Source organism: Desulfopila sp. IMCC35008 (assembly GCF_010646885.2).
Lineage (GTDB): Bacteria > Desulfobacterota > Desulfobulbia > Desulfobulbales > Desulfocapsaceae > Desulfopila.
This window is the reverse complement of record NZ_CP050700.1, coordinates 3,639,187-3,660,259: the sequence shown is the minus strand read 5'-3', so window position 1 is coordinate 3,660,259 and position 21,073 is coordinate 3,639,187. Positions and strand designations below refer to the sequence as shown.

At 47.3% G+C, this 21,073-nt stretch carries 17 protein-coding genes; 13 read left to right on the top strand and 4 right to left on the bottom strand.

Going from position 1 to position 21,073, the window contains the following annotated elements:
* Positions 1-10: 10 nt before the first annotated feature.
* Genes GA520_RS16065 through GA520_RS16055 form a run of 3 tightly spaced genes read right to left on the bottom strand, consistent with a single transcriptional unit; the run spans position 11 to position 2,866 of the window.
* Positions 11-1,102, bottom strand: coding sequence for a succinylglutamate desuccinylase/aspartoacylase family protein (locus GA520_RS16065; protein ID WP_163338627.1), 1,092 nt, complete (start codon positions 1,100-1,102; stop codon positions 11-13).
* A complete protein-coding gene (locus tag GA520_RS16060) occupies positions 1,095-2,360 on the bottom strand; it encodes a RimK family alpha-L-glutamate ligase (protein WP_163338628.1) in 1,266 nt (421 codons plus the stop codon). The genes GA520_RS16065 and GA520_RS16060 overlap by 8 nt, the downstream gene beginning before the upstream one ends.
* A complete protein-coding gene (locus tag GA520_RS16055) occupies positions 2,360-2,866 on the bottom strand; it encodes a RimK/LysX family protein (RefSeq protein WP_163338629.1) in 507 nt (168 codons plus the stop codon). The genes GA520_RS16060 and GA520_RS16055 overlap by 1 nt, the downstream gene beginning before the upstream one ends.
* Before the next feature lie 243 nt (positions 2,867-3,109).
* Here GA520_RS16055 and GA520_RS16050 point away from each other — a divergent pair, with 243 nt between their 5' ends.
* The 13 genes from GA520_RS16050 to GA520_RS15990 all read left to right on the top strand — a co-directional run bounded on the left by GA520_RS16050 (position 3,110) and on the right by GA520_RS15990 (position 20,066).
* Positions 3,110-5,557, top strand: coding sequence for a mechanosensitive ion channel domain-containing protein (locus GA520_RS16050; RefSeq protein WP_163338630.1), 2,448 nt, complete (start codon positions 3,110-3,112; stop codon positions 5,555-5,557).
* A 46-nt stretch (positions 5,558-5,603) separates the two neighbouring features.
* Complete coding sequence (locus tag GA520_RS16045) at positions 5,604-6,578, top strand: zinc transporter ZntB (protein WP_163338631.1); 975 nt, start codon at positions 5,604-5,606, stop codon at positions 6,576-6,578.
* 724 nt (positions 6,579-7,302) lie between these two features.
* On the top strand, positions 7,303-7,716 hold the full coding sequence (locus GA520_RS16040) for a hypothetical protein (RefSeq protein ID WP_163338632.1): 414 nt from the start codon (positions 7,303-7,305) through the stop codon (positions 7,714-7,716).
* Positions 7,717-7,729: 13 nt separating this feature from the next.
* A complete protein-coding gene (locus tag GA520_RS16035) occupies positions 7,730-9,223 on the top strand; it encodes a chemotaxis protein CheW (RefSeq protein ID WP_163338633.1) in 1,494 nt (497 codons plus the stop codon).
* Between the two features lie 50 nt (positions 9,224-9,273).
* Complete coding sequence (locus GA520_RS16030) at positions 9,274-11,994, top strand: PAS domain-containing protein (RefSeq protein WP_163338634.1); 2,721 nt, start codon at positions 9,274-9,276, stop codon at positions 11,992-11,994.
* 8 nt (positions 11,995-12,002) lie between these two features.
* Positions 12,003-12,617 carry a GNAT family N-acetyltransferase gene (locus tag GA520_RS16025; RefSeq protein WP_240910169.1) on the top strand — a complete coding sequence of 205 codons (615 nt, stop codon included), beginning with the start codon at positions 12,003-12,005 and terminating at the stop codon, positions 12,615-12,617.
* Entirely contained in the window at positions 12,610-13,641 is a 1,032-nt protein-coding gene (locus GA520_RS16020) for a histone deacetylase (RefSeq protein ID WP_163338635.1), read from the top strand. Before GA520_RS16025 ends, GA520_RS16020 begins: the two co-directional genes overlap by 8 nt.
* A 10-nt stretch (positions 13,642-13,651) precedes the next feature.
* Positions 13,652-14,080: a YkgJ family cysteine cluster protein gene (locus tag GA520_RS16015; RefSeq protein ID WP_163338636.1), complete on the top strand. Its 429-nt coding sequence runs from the start codon at positions 13,652-13,654 to the stop codon at positions 14,078-14,080.
* 341 nt (positions 14,081-14,421) lie between these two features.
* Positions 14,422-16,506, top strand: coding sequence for an elongation factor G (gene fusA, locus GA520_RS16010; protein ID WP_163338637.1), 2,085 nt, complete (start codon positions 14,422-14,424; stop codon positions 16,504-16,506).
* Between the two features lie 89 nt (positions 16,507-16,595).
* A complete protein-coding gene (locus GA520_RS16005) occupies positions 16,596-17,291 on the top strand; it encodes a hypothetical protein (RefSeq protein ID WP_163338638.1) in 696 nt (231 codons plus the stop codon).
* A gap of 99 nt (positions 17,292-17,390) precedes the next feature.
* On the top strand, positions 17,391-18,149 hold the full coding sequence (hisA, locus tag GA520_RS16000; protein ID WP_163338639.1) for a phosphoribosylformimino-5-aminoimidazole carboxamide ribotide isomerase: 759 nt from the start codon (positions 17,391-17,393) through the stop codon (positions 18,147-18,149).
* Between the two features lie 123 nt (positions 18,150-18,272).
* Complete coding sequence (locus GA520_RS15995; protein ID WP_163338640.1) at positions 18,273-19,133, top strand: HDOD domain-containing protein; 861 nt, start codon at positions 18,273-18,275, stop codon at positions 19,131-19,133.
* A gap of 9 nt (positions 19,134-19,142) precedes the next feature.
* A complete protein-coding gene (locus tag GA520_RS15990) occupies positions 19,143-20,066 on the top strand; it encodes an MBL fold metallo-hydrolase (protein WP_163338718.1) in 924 nt (307 codons plus the stop codon).
* Positions 20,067-20,093: 27 nt separating this feature from the next.
* Here the strand turns inward: GA520_RS15990 and GA520_RS15985 are convergent, their stop codons facing one another.
* Entirely contained in the window at positions 20,094-20,927 is an 834-nt protein-coding gene (locus GA520_RS15985; protein ID WP_163338641.1) for a ribonuclease H-like domain-containing protein, read from the bottom strand.
* Positions 20,928-21,073: the final 146 nt, after the last annotated feature.

The window sequence follows — 21,073 nt, the reverse complement described above, 5'->3', positions numbered from 1 at the left end:
CAAGATGGCTTCAAGATTCCTTTGTTTCTTCAGATGGTTCAACAACAAGGACTCTTGATCCTAACTCTTCCAGGACCTGTTGTTCGAGGCCATCTTTTTGGGCTCTTATTTTTGTGAGTTTGTCCGGGCTGTGTTTTCCCGGGAGTTTACCCAGGTGGCAGATCGGTTCACCGGGGCTGATGGCTGGTAGACTCGTCATGCCCATAACCACCCCGTTAAACGGGGCATGAAGTGTGCCCTGTTCCTCGCCGAGAATGGTTGTGTTGGTAGACAGAGGTTGCCCTTTTTCAACTAAATCCCCCGGGGCAACATGGAAATGAAGGAATCCCCCCTGTTCTGCTCTAATCCACTTTGATTTCTCGATAACAATTTGATAAGGAGGTTTTTGTTTCTTATTGTTAAGCATTTGGAGTTCGCAAAGAACATTCTTAATTCCACGAACTGCGGTTTCAACGATGCCTGGTTCCACTTTCCATACTTCACCTCCTTCCATAATAATTGTCGGACATCCAGCTAAACAGGCTTCTCTGCGGAATGATTTTTTGGGGCCCTTACCGTTCATGATTATTTCAGTGCCAAACGCTTCAGCAAGTCTGCGAACCTCAGGATCAGTGAGATCACCCCGAACGGTTGGGTAGTTTGTGCGACGGACTGAGGCCGTGTGCAGGTCGATCCCATAATCACATCTCATTACAATCTCGTTAAAAATTGTATGAGCCATTCGACTGGCAAGGCTGCCCTCAGCAGTCCCGGGGAATGAGCGGTTCAGATCACGACGATCCGGCAGGTAACGTGAGTGTCGATCGAAAGCAGGAAGATTAAGTACCGGCACCAAAATGACAGCTCCCCTGAGAAGACGGAATTCATCATCCTGGATAAGTTGACGTACAGCGCCGCAGCCGTTTATTTCGTCACCGTGCAAGGCGGCTGTAACGAAAACCACAGGTCCGTCTATAACCGCCCGACGAATGTGAAGCTGAATCTGTACGGTCATACTACTGTAGCTTTCACCGACTACCAGTTGTACATTGCGTGACTCTCCGGGAGGTATTTTTTCACCGAACCAGTCAGTAATTGATTGTTGGTTTTTGGGTTTACTCATGGTCTGAAACGTCCTTTTCTACCCGGATAGAGATCGGTTCAATGGTTCCTTTTTCCTTGAATACTTCTTCAGCCACGGGTAAATCTGGCAATTCTTGTACTTTCGGTCTTCTTTTTCGGCGGGTCTTGCTTGGGATCATGTCACGCATCAATTCAAGTTTACCGAAGCAGAGCAGTCGGTCGCCTGCTTGCAATTCCCTCTGAGATCGAGGGTTCGGTATCACTTTTGCATCTCGATGGAGTGTCAATACGACAATATCTTTCTCTCGCAATCCCGAATCAAGTATTGTCCTGCCTATATATTCGGAGCCTTCCGGGATATGAATTTCAGCAACTCCGTAACCGCTGCTGACGGTGAGGCGTTGACGCAGATCAATTTCCGGGAAATTTACCTGGTTGGAAATGTAGTCAATTATAGATCCCGCGATGTCAAGTTGCGTACAACCCTCTATGCCTTCCAGTCCCGGGGACGAATTTACTTCCATAATCTGCGGACCATCTTTACCCTCAAGGAGGTCTACACCGGCTACCTTAAGTCCAAGGATTTGGGCAGCCCGTACTGCGGTCTCCCTGTAAATTTCATCAAGAATCACCGGCTCAGTGACACCGCCTCTGTGAACATTGCTACGAAATTCCTGGCCCTGGGCAACACGGCGCATTGCACCCACGACCTGATTTCCAACCACAAAAGCCCTTATGTCTCTCCCCTTGCTTTCTTTAACAAACTTCTGAACGAGGACACTCTGTTTTTGACTCTGCAGCAGCTCGATTATTCCGGCAGCAGTACTGATTGAGTTGGCGAGGATTACGCCAATTCCCTGCGTCCCTTCTATCAATTTGATAACAACAGGAACACCGCCAACTCTTTCAATTGCCGGCAGAACATCTTTTTTGTCTCGAACAAATGTTGTTTCCGGAATTCCCACATTGTGGCGGCTGAGTATCTGTAAACTTCGCAGTTTATCCCTTGAATTCGCAATACTGGCAGACGAGTTGGTGCAGAATACATCCATTTGTTCAAATTGTCTTACAACAGCGGTACCAAAGTAGGTAATCGATGTTCCGATTCTGGGGAGAACCGCATCATATTGAGAAAGGCGTTTTTGCTTGAAGTAAAGGTCCGGCATGCCTTTTTCAAGATCAATAGCAAACTTCAGGGTATTTAAGACTTTGACATTGTGCCCGCGCTGGATAGCCGCTTCACGAAGTCGTCGTGTGCTGTAGCTTTGCGGGCTGCAAGATAATATTGCTAGTTTCATTACATTCCTTGTTCTTTAGGTTCGGGCTTTGTTTCCCGATGTCTGCTGCTCTTTTTCCGGCCTTTTGGTTTCCCGCCATAATAGGACTTTCCGCCATCAACTAAAAACCGACCTCTAAAGGCTTCCCGGCCTAGCAGCATCCTGAAGCCCATTTCGTCACGACTTGCGAGGGTTAATTCAACCGGCCACCTTTTACCGAGTAGTTCAACGTTGGTAACAATAACCGGTCGCATTTTAGCGATGCCGCTGGAGCTTTTAACGGATCTGAATTCAAGCACCATTGCTGTTAAAACAACAGTTTTATTATTTGAACGCTGTACTGGCTGGACTTTAAAGCGTACCCATTTCTCTCCGTCCCTGTCAAAGGTCTTCAAATCAAAAGCGTGCAATGATGAAGTTCGTGCTCCGGAATCGACCTTTACCTTTATGGATTCGATTCCAAGATCGGGAAGTGCTACCCATTCACGCCACCCTATAACTGGCAACATCTCTTTTTTCTTAGGCATTTATTATCATTTCCAGGTGATTTCTGCACGTTTGTCAGGAGGTGCAGAATTGTCACTTTCACACTCCCAACTCTAATGAGCAAGGATGAGAAAGATAAGATAGCTACACTATATTAAATAGTATATTAATAAGAAAATGCTATTTTTATAGATCTCTGTTGTTGACGGCTATGACTTCTTCACAAGCAATTAATGTGAAAGTTTTAGTATGGTTGAGGCAATCAATTTTAATCAGAGCAGACAATGTTAAAAATCCCTTTCTCAAACCTGCTTCTTGTTTTTTCCTTATTTACCCTTGTAAGTTTACTGCCCTTTCCTGCAGCTGCGGAGGAAAAAACGAAGGGTGCGGAGGATAAAACCATTGTGGTGACTGAGGAGCAGAAAACCACGTTCATTAATATCTATTCCTGGGCTACAATACTACCTAAAGAACTTATTGACCTCCAGAATAGAATTCATAAAGAAAATAGAAGTAAGTCTATAGAGGAACAGCTCCCGAAACTGGCTGAAGAAATAGATGCGCTCCGGTGGGATACAACAGCAGCCCAGACCAGCGCGGAATTACAACCTTTGTTGGTTGACAAACTCCAGGAGCGAACTCAACGGATCGGGGCGCGTCTTAATAATATCACTGAGTCAGTCGACAGGCTTATTACATTTCTTTCAGAGAACAGAAAACAGTGGATAGAAAGGAAGGAAAAGGTCCTGAACATTGATGAAACCGAAGAAATTCCACTTATTTTGGAAAAAGACCAATATAGGAAAGTTTTAGAAACCGTTGACGAAGCGATACGCCTGATAGAAGAAAATCTTAATATCGTTCTGACTACAGGGAAACAGATTGGAGATCTGCAAATTACACTCTATTCTGTCGATTCTGATCTCCAGGCTTTAGATACAGATCTGAAAGTGACTTATGTACAGCAGACCGCTCCCTCAATGTTGTCCGGGGATTTCTACTCCCGAATTAATATTGCTCTGTTTACCCGGAGTTTTGCTCGAACCAAACTGTTCATTGAAGATCATTTGAGCAATGTAAAGCAAAATTCAGGCTATGTGTTTCTGGGTTGTCTTGGGTTGGTGTTGCTCTGTATTGGTATCTATAAGACCAAAGACTTTCCTCCAAAGGACTCTCAGTGGCAGCCCTTTGCCAAACGTCCTGTTGCAACAGCTATTTTTATGGGTTCAAGTATAAATGCAATAACCAACATCTTTCCAGTTAACGCTGATCTTCAGCAACAGTGGGAAGCTCTTTTGCATGTAATCACGCTGTTTGCAGTTATTCGCCTGACAAAAAATCTTATGGCAGACAAGGAGAAAAGAAGACTGTTGAAGCAACTGTCGTTTTTTCTGGCGATAACAATGACTCTTTTTCTTTTGGGTCTCCCCCAGATATTGATTCTGCTCTATGTATTCTATGTTTCTATTGCAGCTTTCTTTTATTATCTTTCCAGGCTCCCGTCTACCAGGAATAGAAAAGCCTCTGAAGTCTGGCTGCAACGAACCTGGGGATTGTTCCCATTACTTATCATTGTCGCAGGAGTGGCAGGTTATGATCAACTGGCGGTTATGCTCTTCTCGGTTTTCTTATCCACTATTATTGCCTGCCTGATAGTTTGGGTTTTATATCTCTTCCACCTTGGTGTCCTTGAACTTGTTTTGTCTCTTCTTCCGTTTCCCCTGATTAAAGAGAATCTTACGGATATTCTGAAAAGTGTCCGGCCAATTATTGCCTGGTTTCACCTTCTTATTTTAGTAACAATTCAAAGTGTTATATGGGATATTTATCCAACCATCAATAAGGCTTTCGTAGAAATTAACAACTTAGGATTCGATCTTGGTGGTGAAAACATCTCATTGAAATTCATCTTTACCATCGGTGGAGTTTTTTATGGGGCGCTGCTGGCTTCCAGAGCCTTACAGGCTTTCCTGATAAAGGATGTACTCCCTCGTTATAAAGTAGAAAAGGGGGTGCAACTTTCAATTACACGGCTCGCCCATTATGGCATTCTTACTATTGGTTTCCTGGTCATGCTTCGGGTATTGGGTTTTCAGCTTAACCAGATTACTTTACTCGGCGGCGCTCTTGGTATTGGTATCGGTTTTGGGCTGCAGGCGATAGTAACCAACTTTGCAAGCGGTCTGATTCTTTTATTTGAACGTCCCCTCAAAGTAGGAGATACTATCCAGGTAGGAACTGAATGGGGCGAAGTTAAACAGCTTGGACTACGTGCAACCATAATCCAAACGTTTGATAACGCAGAAATTGTCGTTCCGAATTCAGACCTTATCACTGGGCAGGTTACCAACTGGACTCTTGCTGACAGGAAGGTCCGGGTGAAAATACCTGTTGGTGTTGCATATGGCTCTGATATCAGTAAAGTTATGGAAATCCTCATATCATGTGGGAATGCAAACCCAATGGTCCTCAATGCCCCTAAACCCAATGTTTTCTTCCTTGCTTTTGGAGCAAATTCACTTGATTTTGAGTTGAGAGTGTGGATTCCTGAGTTTCTAGATAAAATACAGGTCCTGAGTGATTTGAATATAGATATTGAAAATGAATTCGCTATCAACAATATAGAGATACCCTTCCCTCAATCAGACCTGCATCTGAGATCTGTTGATGAGGGAGCAGGGGCTCAACTTCGTGGTGAAGTTTTTTCTAAAATGGCCCCCGAAAAGAGGTGACAGTACGACAATTGAGATCTTAATCAGCACTTTATGTTCAAGGATTATGATGGATAATAATGGATTGATCCATGGTTTGTTGTTGGATGGAAATGGGGCCGCCCGCGAGTTAGGATGGGATGAGATTAATAGCTGGCAAGCAAGTGACGGGATATTGTGGATTCACCTCAACTATACTTCACCAGCTGCCTTGAATTGGCTATATGAAAAAAGCAATCTTGATCACTTGATAGTTGAAGCTCTTATCAGTGAAGAAGCAAGACCTCGCTCAACTGTCATAGGTAAAAGCACCCTCTTAACTTTACGAGGGATAAACCACAATCCTGGCGCAGACTTTGAGGACATGGTGTCTCTGCGAATCTGGGCTGAAGAACAAAGGATTATTACTACCAGACAACGCCCTCTGCTCTCTGTTACTGATCTAAAGAACCAGCTTATACAGGGGAAGGGGCCGGTTTCGGCAAGCCATTTAATTATTTCGATCACAGAGTTCCTGACATCATATATTGAAAGAGCACTGGATGGCATTGAGAGTACAACTTCTGAACTCGAAGAGCAAATTTCCTCTTCTTGTGATGAGACGTTGCGAACACAGATCTCTTCTATGAGAAGAAATGTGATTATCCTTCGCCGCTACCTGGCACCACAACGTGAAGCGATATCAAGAATACAGATTGATAGTGTTTCCTGGTTTACTGAAAAAGACAAAAGACAACTACACGAAATAGCAAATATCCTCATACGAGTAGTTGAAGATCTTGATTCACTGCGTGACAGGACGAGTGTGGCCCGGGAAGAATTCACCAATGCTCTCTCTGCTCAACTCAATTCCAGATTGTATTTCCTGTCCATTATAACAGCAATTTTTCTACCTCTTAGTTTTTTCACCGGACTACTTGGTATTAATGTAGGAGGGATACCTGGTGCATCATATAAATGGGCATTTCTCATCGTCGTTTTTCTACTTATGGGTATAGGTATCTGTCAGTATTTCTATTTCCGAAAAAAAGATTGGATTTGAATTTCCGAACACGAACAACCGGTGCAAATTTTAGATCTTATCTTATCTGCCTGATCCGATTGTTGCGGCATCAGTTTTCCGGCTCAATCCCAGGTAGCTCAGCCTCTTCTTCAGCGGATGAGAGAGACCGGGTAGATTTTTATCCTTACAGACGAGCGAACGAAGTGTGATTTCGGTATCGATCATATGCCTGTAGTAAGAAATTAAAGTCGTGCCTCGACATTGGACAAAAGGGTAGGGTTCGGACGGGAACTGGTTAGCCCGGAAATATCGCGAGTTGAGATGGCCTGCCAGTCAAGGCACACAGGGCATTGCATTACTCGGGTCGGCAATTCCCTGTTGCACCGGAAGTCGCTTGCCAACTGGTTGGAATATTAAATTGACATGATGGCCATGAGAAATCCAGGCAGACCATAGTCTAAAGTGGCCGACCACATTCCTTTGGCTGCTGAGTACCTTTTAAAAGATATTTACTGTAACCTTTTTTGTACCTATCGAATTGTTACTGTAAACATTTGTGTGACTGTCCATAAAAGTTAACACTTTTTCGTGTTCCTGATTGAGTTGTATACCTGACGTTTGGTTGCTGTATGTTCCTGTTCTGTTTCTTCTATTTCTTTAATAGAGACCACTTATTGTTACTGGCATATTTCCTGCGATAGAGGGCGAAGGGGGAAGTGATTCCGGCGAACAATAAAAGAATGTGTACAGTGGATTGGGGGTTATGCGAATATTTTTCTACTCATGCAAAACAACATATTGCGGCAATGATTGCGTCTATTGGAGATGTCCGAAGAGGTGCGTTTCTCGATTACAATCGCTGCCGGTACTTGAGGAGATGACCGATCTCTCAGAGGCAATGGTTTGCGCACGTCCAATTGCAAATATACCCAAGAGCGGTGATCTCATGTTCCTGTTTGCCGCAAGCTGGAGTGAACTTGAAGAGCTTATTTCAATGCGGGACCGTTTTGAGGAATTGAAGGTTATCCTCATCACTGATATCAGAACACAGAAGCGTGACGAAGGTACGTTTCATCAATTGCAACCGCGTTATATCGCGGCCATGGATTCAGTCAATATGGATGGCCTTGGTGAAGTTGTAAGCCGGATGCTGGCCAACAGCAAAGTCGCAGTATAGAGGGGGAACAGGCATGGTACGGGAAAAACTCTTTGCTTCATTTCTGCTCGATGAGCGTGAAGGGCTTGAAATTGCCCTCCAGGCAGAGAGCGTGATGGAAGCGACTCCTATTCATGGCAGGATAATGCCATTACCCGGAGGAGTGGATTTTCTAGAAGGAATTATGCATCTTCGGGACGAAACCATCCCGGTCATTAATATGAAAAAACGCCTCGGTCTTGCTGATTGTGCTTACAGGGATGATGCTAAGGTTGCCGTCGTTAGCTTGTATAATCAGCAATTCGGTTTGCTGATGGATGACATCCGCGATGTGTTTCGGGCAGACGCGGAGGCGGTTGTTCCACTCGGAGCGGCACTGCAGACTGAGGACAGAATTATATCCTCACTCATTCACCTTGAACGGGGCAAGAGGGTTGCCGAACTTCTTGATCTTAAAAAATTATTTCTACGCGGGGTGGAGGAACTTGAAAATAGCCTGGGCCCTGCAAGTCGGGAGGGAGAAAAAAAACAGGTAAGCCGCTCCCGCTTTGTTGTTGTGACCTGTAATGGACAAGAATACGGCATTCCTGTTGAATGCGCGCAGGAGATTACTTTCCTGACCGAGATCGATGAAATGTTCAGGAGTGGGATTCTGGATGGTGCACTGGAACTGCGGGGACGTACCATACCCGTCATTAACTCCTCTCATCTGCTAAACGGCAAGCGTACAGGGGAGAGTGACCATGCCGAAACGAGCAGGGTGTTGGTGTTGGCCCAAGACGATTGTGCCTTCGGGATGATTGTTGAAGACGTCCTGGAGATCCTGTCGGTTCCGGATAATGAGATACTTAGTCTTCCTCCGGGGCAGGATGAAAACATCACCGGTCTTTATGCGCGGCCATCCGGAAAGAGTGTGATGCTGCTGAACATGGAAAACCTCGTCTGTAACGAGATTGATGAAATCAAGTCTATGTCACGCATAAAAAACGGTTCCAGTTTCGTTGTTGACCCGGCGGGCGACACTGCAAGGTCGACCCATCATCTTATTACGGAAAACTGTTACCTCGTATTCTCGATAGTGAAAAATTACGCAATAGAGCTGAAAGATGTGTACGAAATCATTGAGGCTGACGAGGTGATGCGTGTACCCGGTGATTCAGGCTTTCGCAGCGGTGTCATTAATCTGCGCGGGCGGGTGGTTCCGGTTGTAAATCTGCGCGGCTTTTACGGCTACCCTCAGAGGGGAGGAGATAATGTCCAAAGACGGCTGATAATCTGCAGCGGTCACCATCATACCGTGGCCCTGGAAGTGGATCAGGTCGTTACTATCTACAAGCAAGAAACGTTTCATACCACTCCGTCACTCAATCCGCAGTTGGCGGAGAAAAAGGATACCCTTGACCGACTCATTGAGTTTGATAACGGCACAGGGGTGGTGGAGCATGTGCTGGTCGTGAACACCTACAATCTGGTGCGTAATCATCTGGAGTACGGAATCGGTAGTGAGGAACCGGTACAACCGTCTTGATAAAAGGTAATTGAAAGAGAAGATTAACTTTCTGCAATATGAGGGAAACTATGGCAACTTTAGACAAGAACATTAAGGAGAGCGACATGGATACTTCATGTCTTAACCTGTTAAGGGAACCGGGTTACATCGTCAATGACAAAAGGATTATCACCTGGGCAAACCAGGCATTTCTGGACACCTTCAAGCTTGAGTCGAAAGACGTGCTAAACTCTATGACCTGTGAAGAGGCGTGTCAGGTCCATCTCTGCGGCACCAAGGACTGCCCGGTTGATAAGTCGGCCAGGATTAATAAACTTGTTGAAGCTGAGGCCATTCAAAAACGTGATGATGGTTCGGTCCGTTACTATAAATCGAAAGCTGTTCCGGTAAACGGTGCCGGCTCCGGCACTTTTGTCAGTTTGAGTGACATTACTGCGTTGAAAGATACGGAAGCGAAATTACACCAGTTGTCAAACGGTTTTGATGCCATCCCGACACCGATCCTGGAAATCGATACCACCTTTACTATCACTTTCATCAATCCGGCCGGTGCGGGTGTGGCAGGTTTGACGGTTGATGAGGTGGTCGGTCAGAAATGCTACGACATCTTTAAGACACCACATTGCAAGACCGAAAAATGTGCCTGTGCCCGCGCCATGAAGACAGACTCTGTTGTTACTGAGCAGACTATTGCGCGCCCGTCAGACGGGGTTATCATCCCGATTAAATATACTGGTTCACCGGTCAAGGATGCCAAGGGTAATATCAAGGGCGCAATTGAGTATGTTCTTGACCAGACGGAGGAGTCAAAACAGAAGCAGGCGGCGGATGAGAAAATCGAGAACCTGAATACTATCCCTACACCGATCATGTCGATTGATACGGATTTTGCCATCACCTTTATGAACCCGGCCGGAGCAGCTGTTGCGGGGAGGACTCCGGACGAATTGCTCGGTCAGAAATGTTACGATATCTTTAAGACTCCGCACTGCAAGACTGAGAAGTGTGCCTGTGGCCGTGCCATGAGGACAGATTCTGTCGTTACCGAATACACTATCGCCCGCCCGGCAGAGGGGGTAATCATCCCGATTAAGTATACGGGGGCGCCAATCAAGGATGCCAAGGGGAACATCAAGGGGGCGCTTGAGTATATCCTCGACCAGACCGAGGAAGCGAAGCAGAAGCAGGCGGCGGATGAAAAGATTGAGAACCTGAACACAATTCCAACCCCGATCATGTCGATTGATACGGATTTCAGTATTACCTTCATGAATCCAGCAGGAGCTGCCGTCGTTGGCAAAACCCCTGATGAACTGATTGGGCAGAAGTGTTATGACCTTTTTAAGACGCCTCATTGTCAGACCGAGAAATGCGCCTGTGCTCGCGCCATGAAGACCGATTCGGTGGTAACCGAGCAGACAATAGCTCGTCCAGCTGAAGGGGTCCTGATTCCGATCAAATATACTGGTGCTCCAATCAAGGATGCCAAAGGCAACATCAAGGGGGCGCTCGAATACATCCTGGATCAGACGGAAGAAACGAAGCAGAAGCAGGCCGCGGATGAGAAGATAGAAAACCTGAACACGATCCCGACGCCGATCATGTCCATTGATACGGATTTTTCGATTACCTTCATGAATCCGGCAGGTGCGGCGGTAGCAAATAAGACTCCTGATGAGCTCGTGGGAAGGAAATGTTACGATGTTTTCAAGACTGCTCATTGCCATACGGACAATTGTGCCTGCAGCCGTGCGATGAAAACCGACTCGGTGGTTACGGCGCAGACCGTGGCCAATATCTCACCTGAAACTTCCGTTCCCATAAAATATACAGGTGCTCCGATCAAGGATGCAAAAGGCAATATTAAGGGCGCTCTGGAGTATATTATCGATGTCTCGGCTGAAAAAGCCGTGGAGAACCTGATCAGTAGCGCTGTTGGGGAAGTGGACAGCCTTGTTGCAGAATCCAAGGAGCAGATGGATGCTGCAAACCTTCAGGTTGATGAAATGAATGCGCTGATCGATGAGAACGTACAAAAGCTCGATGGTACTACTCTTACTGTAAAGAACATGGTCGAAAGTTCCAAGGAGATGGTCGCCTTGTTTGAGGAGTCGAACAGGTTGGCGGTGAATCTTGCAAAAGAAGCGGAAACAGGGAAGTCCGCCGGTAAGGATGCGGAGCTTAAGCTCGCCGAAATCAACACCACCATGCAGAAAAACAATGAAATGGTGGATGGTCTGGTGAACCAGTTGGAGAAGATTTCCGGTTTTGTCGATATCATTAAAGAGATTGCTTCCCAGACGAATCTGCTGGCCTTTAACGCAGCGATTGAGGCAGCACGTGCCGGTGATGCGGGCCGGGGTTTTGCGGTGGTGGCCGATGAGGTGAGAAAGTTGGCTGAAAACAGTTCCAGGTCCGCCATTGATATCTCTGATATTGTTAAAAACGTGGAGAAGGAATCACAATTCACGATCCAGGCCATGCAGCAGGGAATGTCTATGCTGCAGGATGGAGGCCGGGTTATCAACACGGCGCTTGAATCTATGGATACTATTTCAGAAGGTATTGTGACTATCTCCGATTCAGTCGATAACCTGAGTGTGAAGGCGGAAGGCCTAAGCAACAACGGTATTGAGGTTATGGGGGATATTGAAAACGTCTCTGTGGCCTCGAAGGAAAGCCAGCAGTCAACCCAGGTTGTTAATAAGACCTTGAGTGAGACGGTGGAGGCCTTGGATCGGCTGGTGAATTCAACAACGGACCTCCAGGAAGCGGTCAATAATCTCTAATCTCTCCTATGGACAAGGCAGCCGTGGTGGGTAATCCACGGCTGCTGCCAATGACTATGAACCTGTTCGGCGATAGAATAATGAGCCCCCGCCTCTGTTTGCGCAAGATCGAAAAAGACGACTTGCCGTATATCGTGGCCTGGAGTAATTCAAAGGAAGCGTACGGAGATTTTTTGACACCTGAGCAGCAGGATGCTGAAAAAACGCTGGATGAACTGGAAGCTGGCAGCCTCTGGAGTGCACAGGGCAAGACCTTTGTCATAGAGGTTAAAGACGAGGATATGCCCGTCGGAACCATTCATTACTGGCTGAAGCCGGGAAAAGGTAATCGGGCAGTTATCGCCCTGAAGATTGCGATTCCCTCGTATCGGAACAAGGGGTATGGGACCGAGGCTCAGAAGTACCTGATCATTCACCTTTTTCAGAAGATGCAGCTTGATGGGGTGGAAATGTATACCGATATCGGGAATGTTGCCCAGCAAAGATGCCTGAAAAAGCTTGGTTTTGATCTGGCAGAATCACTGCAGTACGAGGATGCCCAGGTAAAAAGGACCGGTCACCTGTTCAGGCTGAATTCCGAGCAGTTTTCGCAAACCTCAATATATCACTATTTCTATGAATAACAGGTGCGGGCTTCTTTTTGACGAGAGGTATTTTCATCACAGGATTGATGGTGTATCGCTGGAAAATCCCGATCGTATCCGCAATTTGTACAGTGAGATCCGCAATCGTTATGAGGGCAGGTACGTAAGGCTTCCGGCCCGTGAGGCAACAACAGCTCAGATAGAAGGGGTTCATTCCCCGTTTTATCTTGACCAGATCCGTAACCATGCCATAAAGCCAGATCCGTACTCCTATGATCCGGATACCTACCTGATGGAAGAGTCGTTTGCCACTGCCAGGCTGGCCGCGGGAGGTTGCCTGGCTCTCTGTGATGCTGTGATGGCAGGTGATCTTGATGTGGGGTACGGCCTCGTCAGGCCGCCGGGGCATCATGCTGAACCCGGCCGGGGGATGGGCTTTTGTGTCTTGAATAATGTGGGGATTGCGGCTCAGTACCTGCGGGATTTTTACCAATTGAGTCGGATATTGGTGCTTGACTTCGATGTGCACCATGGTAACGGAACCCAGGAGCTGTTTTATGAAACCGGCGAGGTCCTTTTCGTATCGGTTCATGAGCGGGATATTTTCCCAAATACCGGGGCGAGCAGCGAGGTAGGTCGTGATGCCGGGGAGGGGTACACCATCAATGTGCCGACGCCCTCTCATTTCGGGGATGATGAATACACGTTCCTGGTGGGGAAAATAATGCAGGGAGTGGTGGAGCAATACATGCCTCAGGTGATCCTGGTCTCTGCAGGATATGACGGTCATGCCGACGATCCGATCAGTGCGACCATGCTTTCGACGCGCTGGTTCGGTACGGTGACCACCATGCTCAAACAATATGCCGCAGAGAGCTGTAATAACAGGTTGATCTTTATCCTTGAAGGGGGATACAACCAGGAATCATTACAGGCGTCGGTGCTGGCAAGCCTGGATAGCCTCATGGCGCCAGCAGCTGGACGTGTCGGGGTGATGCACTCGGAACGGGCAAGCCGTATACTGCGGGATCATCCGTTAAAAAAACGTTGGAATATTTTGTAAGGGGAAGATAATGAATGCCCGAATCGACGAAAGTGTCCTTCAAACCATCTTCCACGAATGCCGCCAGTGCGGAACCTGTTGCAGGAAGTACAGGAAAATCCCTTTATATAAGGATGAGGTGGAGTTTATAAAGAAGATGGGAGGGCATGTCGGGGTCAATATTTCCATGGGAATGATTCGGGAAAAAGGACTCAGGCTGGCGACAGTAGATGCAGAAGCGGAGGGTAAGATATTTATGATTCACCCGGATGAAAAGGGCTGTGTGTTCATGCAAAAGCGAAACAACAAATACTACTGTAAGATATATCATTACCGTCCCAGAACCTGTCGTGGTTTCAGGTGCAATATGGCCGACAACAGTTTCCTCTCCCTCTTTGCCGATGACGCCACCAGTCTGCTTGGTCAGGACAGGTTCGGCTTGCCCTTAACAAAGAAATAGCGGGATTAGTATTTTAAGGTCTATTCAATGGCTCACAATGAGCTTTTCGAAAGTGTCAGCCTCCGCTGTTTGAAGAAAAGATAAGTCGAAGTTACTTTTTTAGTGGACATCGATATGAAGATTGTATATTCTATTAGGTTACCCTGTAACATGTAGGGTGTCCGTCGTTTTTTTCGAAAGGATGGACGAGCAAACAAGAATTCAATTCCTTGAAATAGAGTCAGTTGCAAAGGGAGTTGCAGGGAGCTGTAGCTCCTTAATTATTTTCATTACCCAGTAAAAATTCCATGAGAGTGCGGGGTCGGTATATGACCGGCTTGCGTTGGTAGAGGAAAGCAGCCATGAGTAAAGATTTATCGAAGGTACGTAATATAGGTATCAGCGCCCATATCGATTCGGGCAAAACGACCCTGACCGAGAGGATTCTGTTCTATACGGACAGGATTCATGCGATCCACGAAGTACGTGGCAAGGATGGCGTCGGTGCCAAGATGGACTCCATGGAACTGGAGAAGGAACGTGGTATTACAATCCAGTCCGCCGCCACTTACTGTAACTGGAAAGGAACCGAAATCAACATCATCGATACCCCGGGTCACGTTGACTTCACGGTTGAGGTTGAGCGTGCCCTGCGTGTTCTTGATGGTGCTGTTCTGGTGCTCTGTTCTGTTGGTGGTGTACAATCGCAGTCCATTACGGTTAACCGTCAGATGACCCGGTATAATGTCCCGCGTATTGCCTTCATCAATAAGTGTGATCGAACCGGTGCTAACCCGATGAAGGTGACCGAACAGCTCCAGGAAAAGCTAGAGCTGAACGCTCACATGTTACAGATGCCTATCGGTCTGGAGAACGATCTTGAAGGGGTCGTTGATCTGGTAACCATGAAAGCGATCTATTACGATGGTGATAACGGTGAGGTAATCCGCGAAGACGATATCCCAGCTGCTATGCAGGCTGAGGCAGACGAAAAACGTGAGGCGCTTCTTGAGGAAGTTTCCATGTTTTCCGAAGAATTGATGGAGGCAGTGCTTGAAGGCGGCGACATCGATCAGCAGCTCATCTGGGATGCCATCCGTAAGGGAACCCTGTCTCTGGATTTCACCCCGGTTCTTATGGGTTCTGCCTACAAAAACAAGGGCGTCCAGACACTTCTTGATGCAGTTGAGAGATACCTGCCGTGTCCGACAGATGTAACAAATCTGGCGCTTGACCTGAAAGAGGACGAAAAAGAGTTTGCGGTCACCAATGACCCTGAAGACCCACTCGTGGCACTGGCGTTTAAACTTGAAGACGGCCGTTACGGGCAGCTCACCTACATCAGAACCTATCAGGGTACACTGACAAAGGGTGATACCGTATTTAACAGCCGTACCGGCAAGAAAGTGAAGATTGGTCGTCTCTGCCGTATGCATTCCGATGAGATGGAAGAGATTGATTCATGTGGTTCCGGTGACATCGTAGCCCTGTTCGGTATCGATTGTGCCTCCGGTGATACCTTCTGTTCCGAAGACATTTCCTGTTCCATGACCTCCATGCACATTCCGGAGCCGGTTATCTCACTTGCTATCATTCCGGTGGACAACAAGGCTCAGGTTAACATGTCCAAGGCGCTGAACCGATTTACCAAGGAAGACCCGACCTTCAGGTCCTATGTGGACAAAGAGACCAATGAGACCATTATCTCCGGTATGGGTGAGTTGCACCTTGAGGTGTATACTGAGCGCATGAAACGCGAGTACAAGGCCGAGGTTGAGGTTGGTGCTCCTCAGGTTGCCTATCGTGAGGCAATTTCCCAGAGAGCCGAGTTCAACTACACCCATAAAAAACAGACCGGTGGTTCCGGTCAGTTCGGTCGTGTTGCCGGTTTCATGGAGCCGATGGAAGAGGGCGAGTACGAATTCGTGGACAATATCGTGGGTGGTGTTATCCCACGTGAATTCATCAGCTCCTGTGACAAGGGTTTTAAGAAAGCCGTTGCCAAGGGTAGTCTGATAGGTGCACCGATCACAGGTGTACGCTGCACTATCAACGACGGTGCATTCCATGCGGTTGACTCCTCTGACGTGGCTTTTCAGCTTGCCTCTGTCGGAGCATTCAAAGAAGGATACATGAAGGCCAAGCCGCAGATCCTCGAGCCGATCATGAAAGTTGCCGTAGAAGGTCCTACCGAGTTCCAGGGTGCGATCATGGGCTCCATTAACCAGCGTCGTGGTATGATTATCGGTTCCATGGAAGAAGGGCTCTACAGTGTAATTGAGGCAGAAGTACCGCTTTCAGAGATGTTTGGTTACTCCACCGTCCTTCGCTCCCTGACCCAGGGTAAGGCGGAATTTACCATGGAGTTCGCTAACTTCAAGCCAGTACCGAAGAGTGTCGGCGAAGAGCTGATCAAGGCGTTCCAGGAAGAGAAGAAGAATAGTTGATTCTGATCCTATAACAGGATAGAACTTAAATATTGCATGTCGGTTTTCGAAAAACAGGCCGACGGGAAATTATAAAGAGGTGGGTTGCCATGGCAAACAACGATTCTGTAGTGAATAATCCGCTGCGGGCGCTTGGTCTTGAGGATAAGGCGAAAAGCGGTCTCCGCTCCATGGGTCTGGTCATGTCCAGAGCCGGTCTAGGAAAAACAGCAATTCTGGTCCAGTTTGCTCTTGATTGCATGCTTTTAGGAAACAGGGTGCTGCACGTCTCTATTGGTGAGACAGTTGGCAAAACAAGAAGCTGGTATGATGATATTCTCTCCCTGCTGTCAGAAGGTGAGTCTGTTGAGGATATTCCTGCGATTATGAACAACAGGATGATCATGACCTTTAAGGAGTCCTCCTTTAGTCGTGCCGTTCTTGAAGAGCGTCTTAACGACCTCGTTGAGCAGGATATTTTCAAACCGGAATGTCTTATCATCGATGGCTTTGATTTTGGGAGTGCCAGTCGCGAGTCGGTTCAGGAGATGCGCACTTTCATGGAGCAGAGCGGTTTAAAAATGATCTGGTTTTCATCTGTACGTCATCGTGAAGACCCGCGGACCAGTGCAGACGGTGTTCCGGCACCATGTCATGAAATTGACGACCTGTTCGATACCGTGCTGGTGATTAATCCCGAAGGTAACGAGATGAACCTGGATATCCTCAAGTGTGAGGAGTGTGCAGTTGACCCGGGTACAACCTTAAAGCTCGATCCTTCGACCATGCTTATTCAGAAAGCGTAAGTATATGGCATCAAGGGCGGAACGATGATTGTTCCCGATTAAGAACCGAACGGGATTCTTCATGATGAGGAATCCCGTTTTTTTATGGTGCATGGATAAATGAAATTCAGACCCTGTATCGATCTCCATGGTGGGACCGTAAAGCAGATAGTCGGCTCTACCCTGAGCGATCAAAGCCCGGACTCATTACAGACAAATTTTATCGCCGATAAATCATCTTCCTGGTATGCGGAGTTGTATAAAAACGACAACCTTACCGGTGGTCATATCATAAAACTGGGACCGGGCAATGATGAAGCCGCCACAGAGGCTCTGCGGGCGTGGCCTGGCGGTATGCAGATTGGTGGCGGTATCACAGCTGAGAATGCTGTCCAGTGGCTTGACAGGGGGGCATCACACGTTATTGTTACCTCCTACGTATTTTCTGGTGGTGTTATCGACAGAAGCAGGTTGAACAAACTGGTTGACAGGGTGGGAAAGAAAAGATTGGTGTTAGACCTTAGTTGCCGAAGAAGGGGAGATAACTATTTTATCGTGACAGACCGCTGGCAGAATTTTACAGAGGTTGTCATTTCCGGGCAGGTTCTTGACGAGTTGGCTGAGAGTTGTGACGAATTCCTCATTCATGCGGCTGATGTGGAAGGAAAATGTTCCGGTATTGAAAAGGTACTGGTGGAAAAACTTGCGCTCTGGTCACCGTTGCCGACAACGTACGCTGGTGGTGTCCGTGACAAAGCTGATATGGAGCTTGTACAGACGCTTGGTCAAGGACGCATCGATGTCACGATTGGTAGTGCGCTCGACATCTTCGGGGGCAGTACAATCACCTATCGTGAGGCTGTAGAGTTCTCAAAATAGGAGGAAATGAGCCCTCCTGTGGACTCATTCTTGACCTGTATTCTATCTTCATATACAATGCAGGTTGTTTGTCTATATTATGATTATTTATGAAATATTCAGTTCTTTAAGGATGTTAAGACGATGACTCTTGATAAAGAACAACAGCGTAAAGATATAGAAAAATTCATTCGCAAAATGCCAAGCCTCTCCACAACGGTGGGCAAGGTGATGGAAGTTTGCAGCCGTACAGATGCCTCTCCCAATGAGTTAAACAAGGTGGTGTCTCTTGACCCTGTTCTCACGGGACAGGTCCTGAAACTGATCAACTCGGCCTATTACTCGCTTGTCGATAAGGTAACCACTCTGACCAGGGCGATTACCATGCTTGGCATGAATACGGTGAAAAATATGGCGTTATCCACTGCTATTATTAAGACGGTGGGCGGTGTCAAGAAATCACGAGTTATCCCTACAACTAAATTCTGGCAGCACTCCATCGGGGTGGGGGTCAGCGCCAAGCTATATGCTGCTATCCAGGATATGCCGGTTATGGAGCGGGAAGGGTTGTTTGTGGCCGGTCTGCTGCATGATCTTGGCAAGATTCCTTTTGGTGATGAATATATCCAGGTTGTAAATATGGCCCGAAATGAGCAGATTCCGCTAATCGAGGCTGAGCAGGAGGTGCTGGGGATCGACCATCAGGAGGTAGGACGTATGATCGCTGAAAAGTGGAAACTTAACGAAGAGATAACCAATTGTATTAGCCAGCATCATAACCTAGCCACAATTTCAGAGGATTCTACCAAAAGGATAGGCTACGTGGCACTTGGTAATATGTATACCGATATTCTCGATGTTGGTTTTGCCGGTAGTTCCTTCCCTCGAGAATCAGAGGTGACCGAACTGCTTGAACTACTCGGTCTGAGTATGGCTGATTTCGGCAGTATCGGTGAAGATGTGCAGAAGGAGATTCAAAAGGCTGAAATGTTTCTACAGATCTAAGCGGGTACGATTATGAAAATACGATTCTGGGGTGTTCGTGGTTCTATTCCCTGTCCTGGGAAACATACTCAAAAGTATGGCGGCAATAGCGCCTGCATTGAGTTACGTGTCGGGGAAGATGACCGGCTGATCATTATTGATGCCGGTTCCGGCATCCGGGAACTTGGCACGTCTCTGCTTGGCACGGATTTGCCTAAAGGACCGATCGATACCCAGATCTTTTTGTCCCACACCCACTGGGATCATATAATGGGATTTCCTTATTTTACCCCGATCTATATACCAGGTACGAAACTGAAGGTGTATGGTCCCGTAACTTTTGAGGATGACCCATTAGAGGATGTCGTGGGTGGGCAGATGAAATATCGGTACTTTCCCGTAAATATGGGAGAGCTCGCTTCTGATATCGAATATATCCGGTTAAAAGAGACCCCTGCCATCGATTTAGGCCGAGGCCTGAATCTTGTGACCAAACTTCTCAATCATCCCATTACCGCTCTGGGCTACAGGTTTGAGTTTGAGGGCAAAAAGGTGTGCACGTGTTACGATACCGAGCCGTTCCGGAATCTTTTTATTACTGATCCTGATCATCTCGATTATGACGAGGCAATGGCTTACGAGGGGGAAGAAGTGGCAAACGAGCAGAACCAGGCTATTGAAGACTTCTATCGTGATGCCGATCTGCTGATTCACGATGCCCAGTATACGGCTGATGAATACCAAGCCAACCGGATTGGATGGGGCCACTCCAGCTTTGAATACGTAGTGGAAGCAGCTAACCGTGCAGGCGTGAAAAAACTGGCTCTTTTTCACCATGATCCGGACCGTACCGATGACCAGATTGACGAGATGGCGAAGATGTACTGTGAGACTGGCAAGTCTGGTGATACCGAGGTGTTTTTTGCCAGGGAGGGGATGGAACTCAAACTGTAACCATTGGCTGGCAGTTTCTATTAGATCTCAGGCCATGCCGTACCGCTTTTTGACCCGGTCCACACAGGCTGGATCTGCCTGGAAGGGCAGGAGTGGAGACTCCGGTTGCGGAATAGCCAGCTCGCCGCTGAAGGGTGTTGCGGCCACATTCAGGTTGTAGGCTTTAATCATCAATGTTTCCAGATTTACGGTATCCTCAATATTATATGCCAGGAGTGTTTCAAGGGCTTTTTCGTCGTTGTACTTCTCATATTCCTGCCAGAGCAGCACGGCGAAGTAACCGTCGACCCCGTCCAGACCGCCGCGATTGATGCCGAGCATCTTCTCACACCCCTTGAGGCCTCCCTTGAATCCAAGGCGGGCAAGGACATAGCGAAGATCTATTTGGGCATGGTTGAGCTGTATACGGAAATATCGTTCCAGAAAAGGGATATCGAAGGACTTCCCGTTATAGCTTACCAGCACCTTGTAGTGGTAAATATGGTCGAGGAATTCCTCGAGATTCCGGCCGTTAACGTAATAGCGGACCTCTATGCCGTCATAGAGGGCGATAGTGGTAAGATCCGCATCTTCAGATAATCCTGTTGTTTCGATATCAATATAGGCTGTCACATCTCGATAGTGGGGGAAAATACGCCACTGCTCGTTGGCTGCCAGGTGTGAGGTGAAAAAGGATGGATCTGTCAGCAACGCCTGTTCTGATTTGTGAAGCAGGTCCGCTGCTTCTTTCAGGCTGCTGTTTTGCAGCCTGACAGGTGGATGATCCTGCCACTTCTTCCAACAGGTGACGCCGGCCTCCCATAGCCGCTTTTCGGTAGCCTGGCCGATTCCGGGAATATGACTAAAAGTGTGGGTGAGCATGAGTCTCCTTAACGAGGGAGGATTGGATAGTTAAACGTTATGGCTCTTGGCCCCTGGCGGTGCCTACTTTACTGTATTGGTAAGAAAATGCAATCTCGGCGAGAGGTGTTTGCAGGTTTAAAAATCAACGGGTTATGGACCACTTT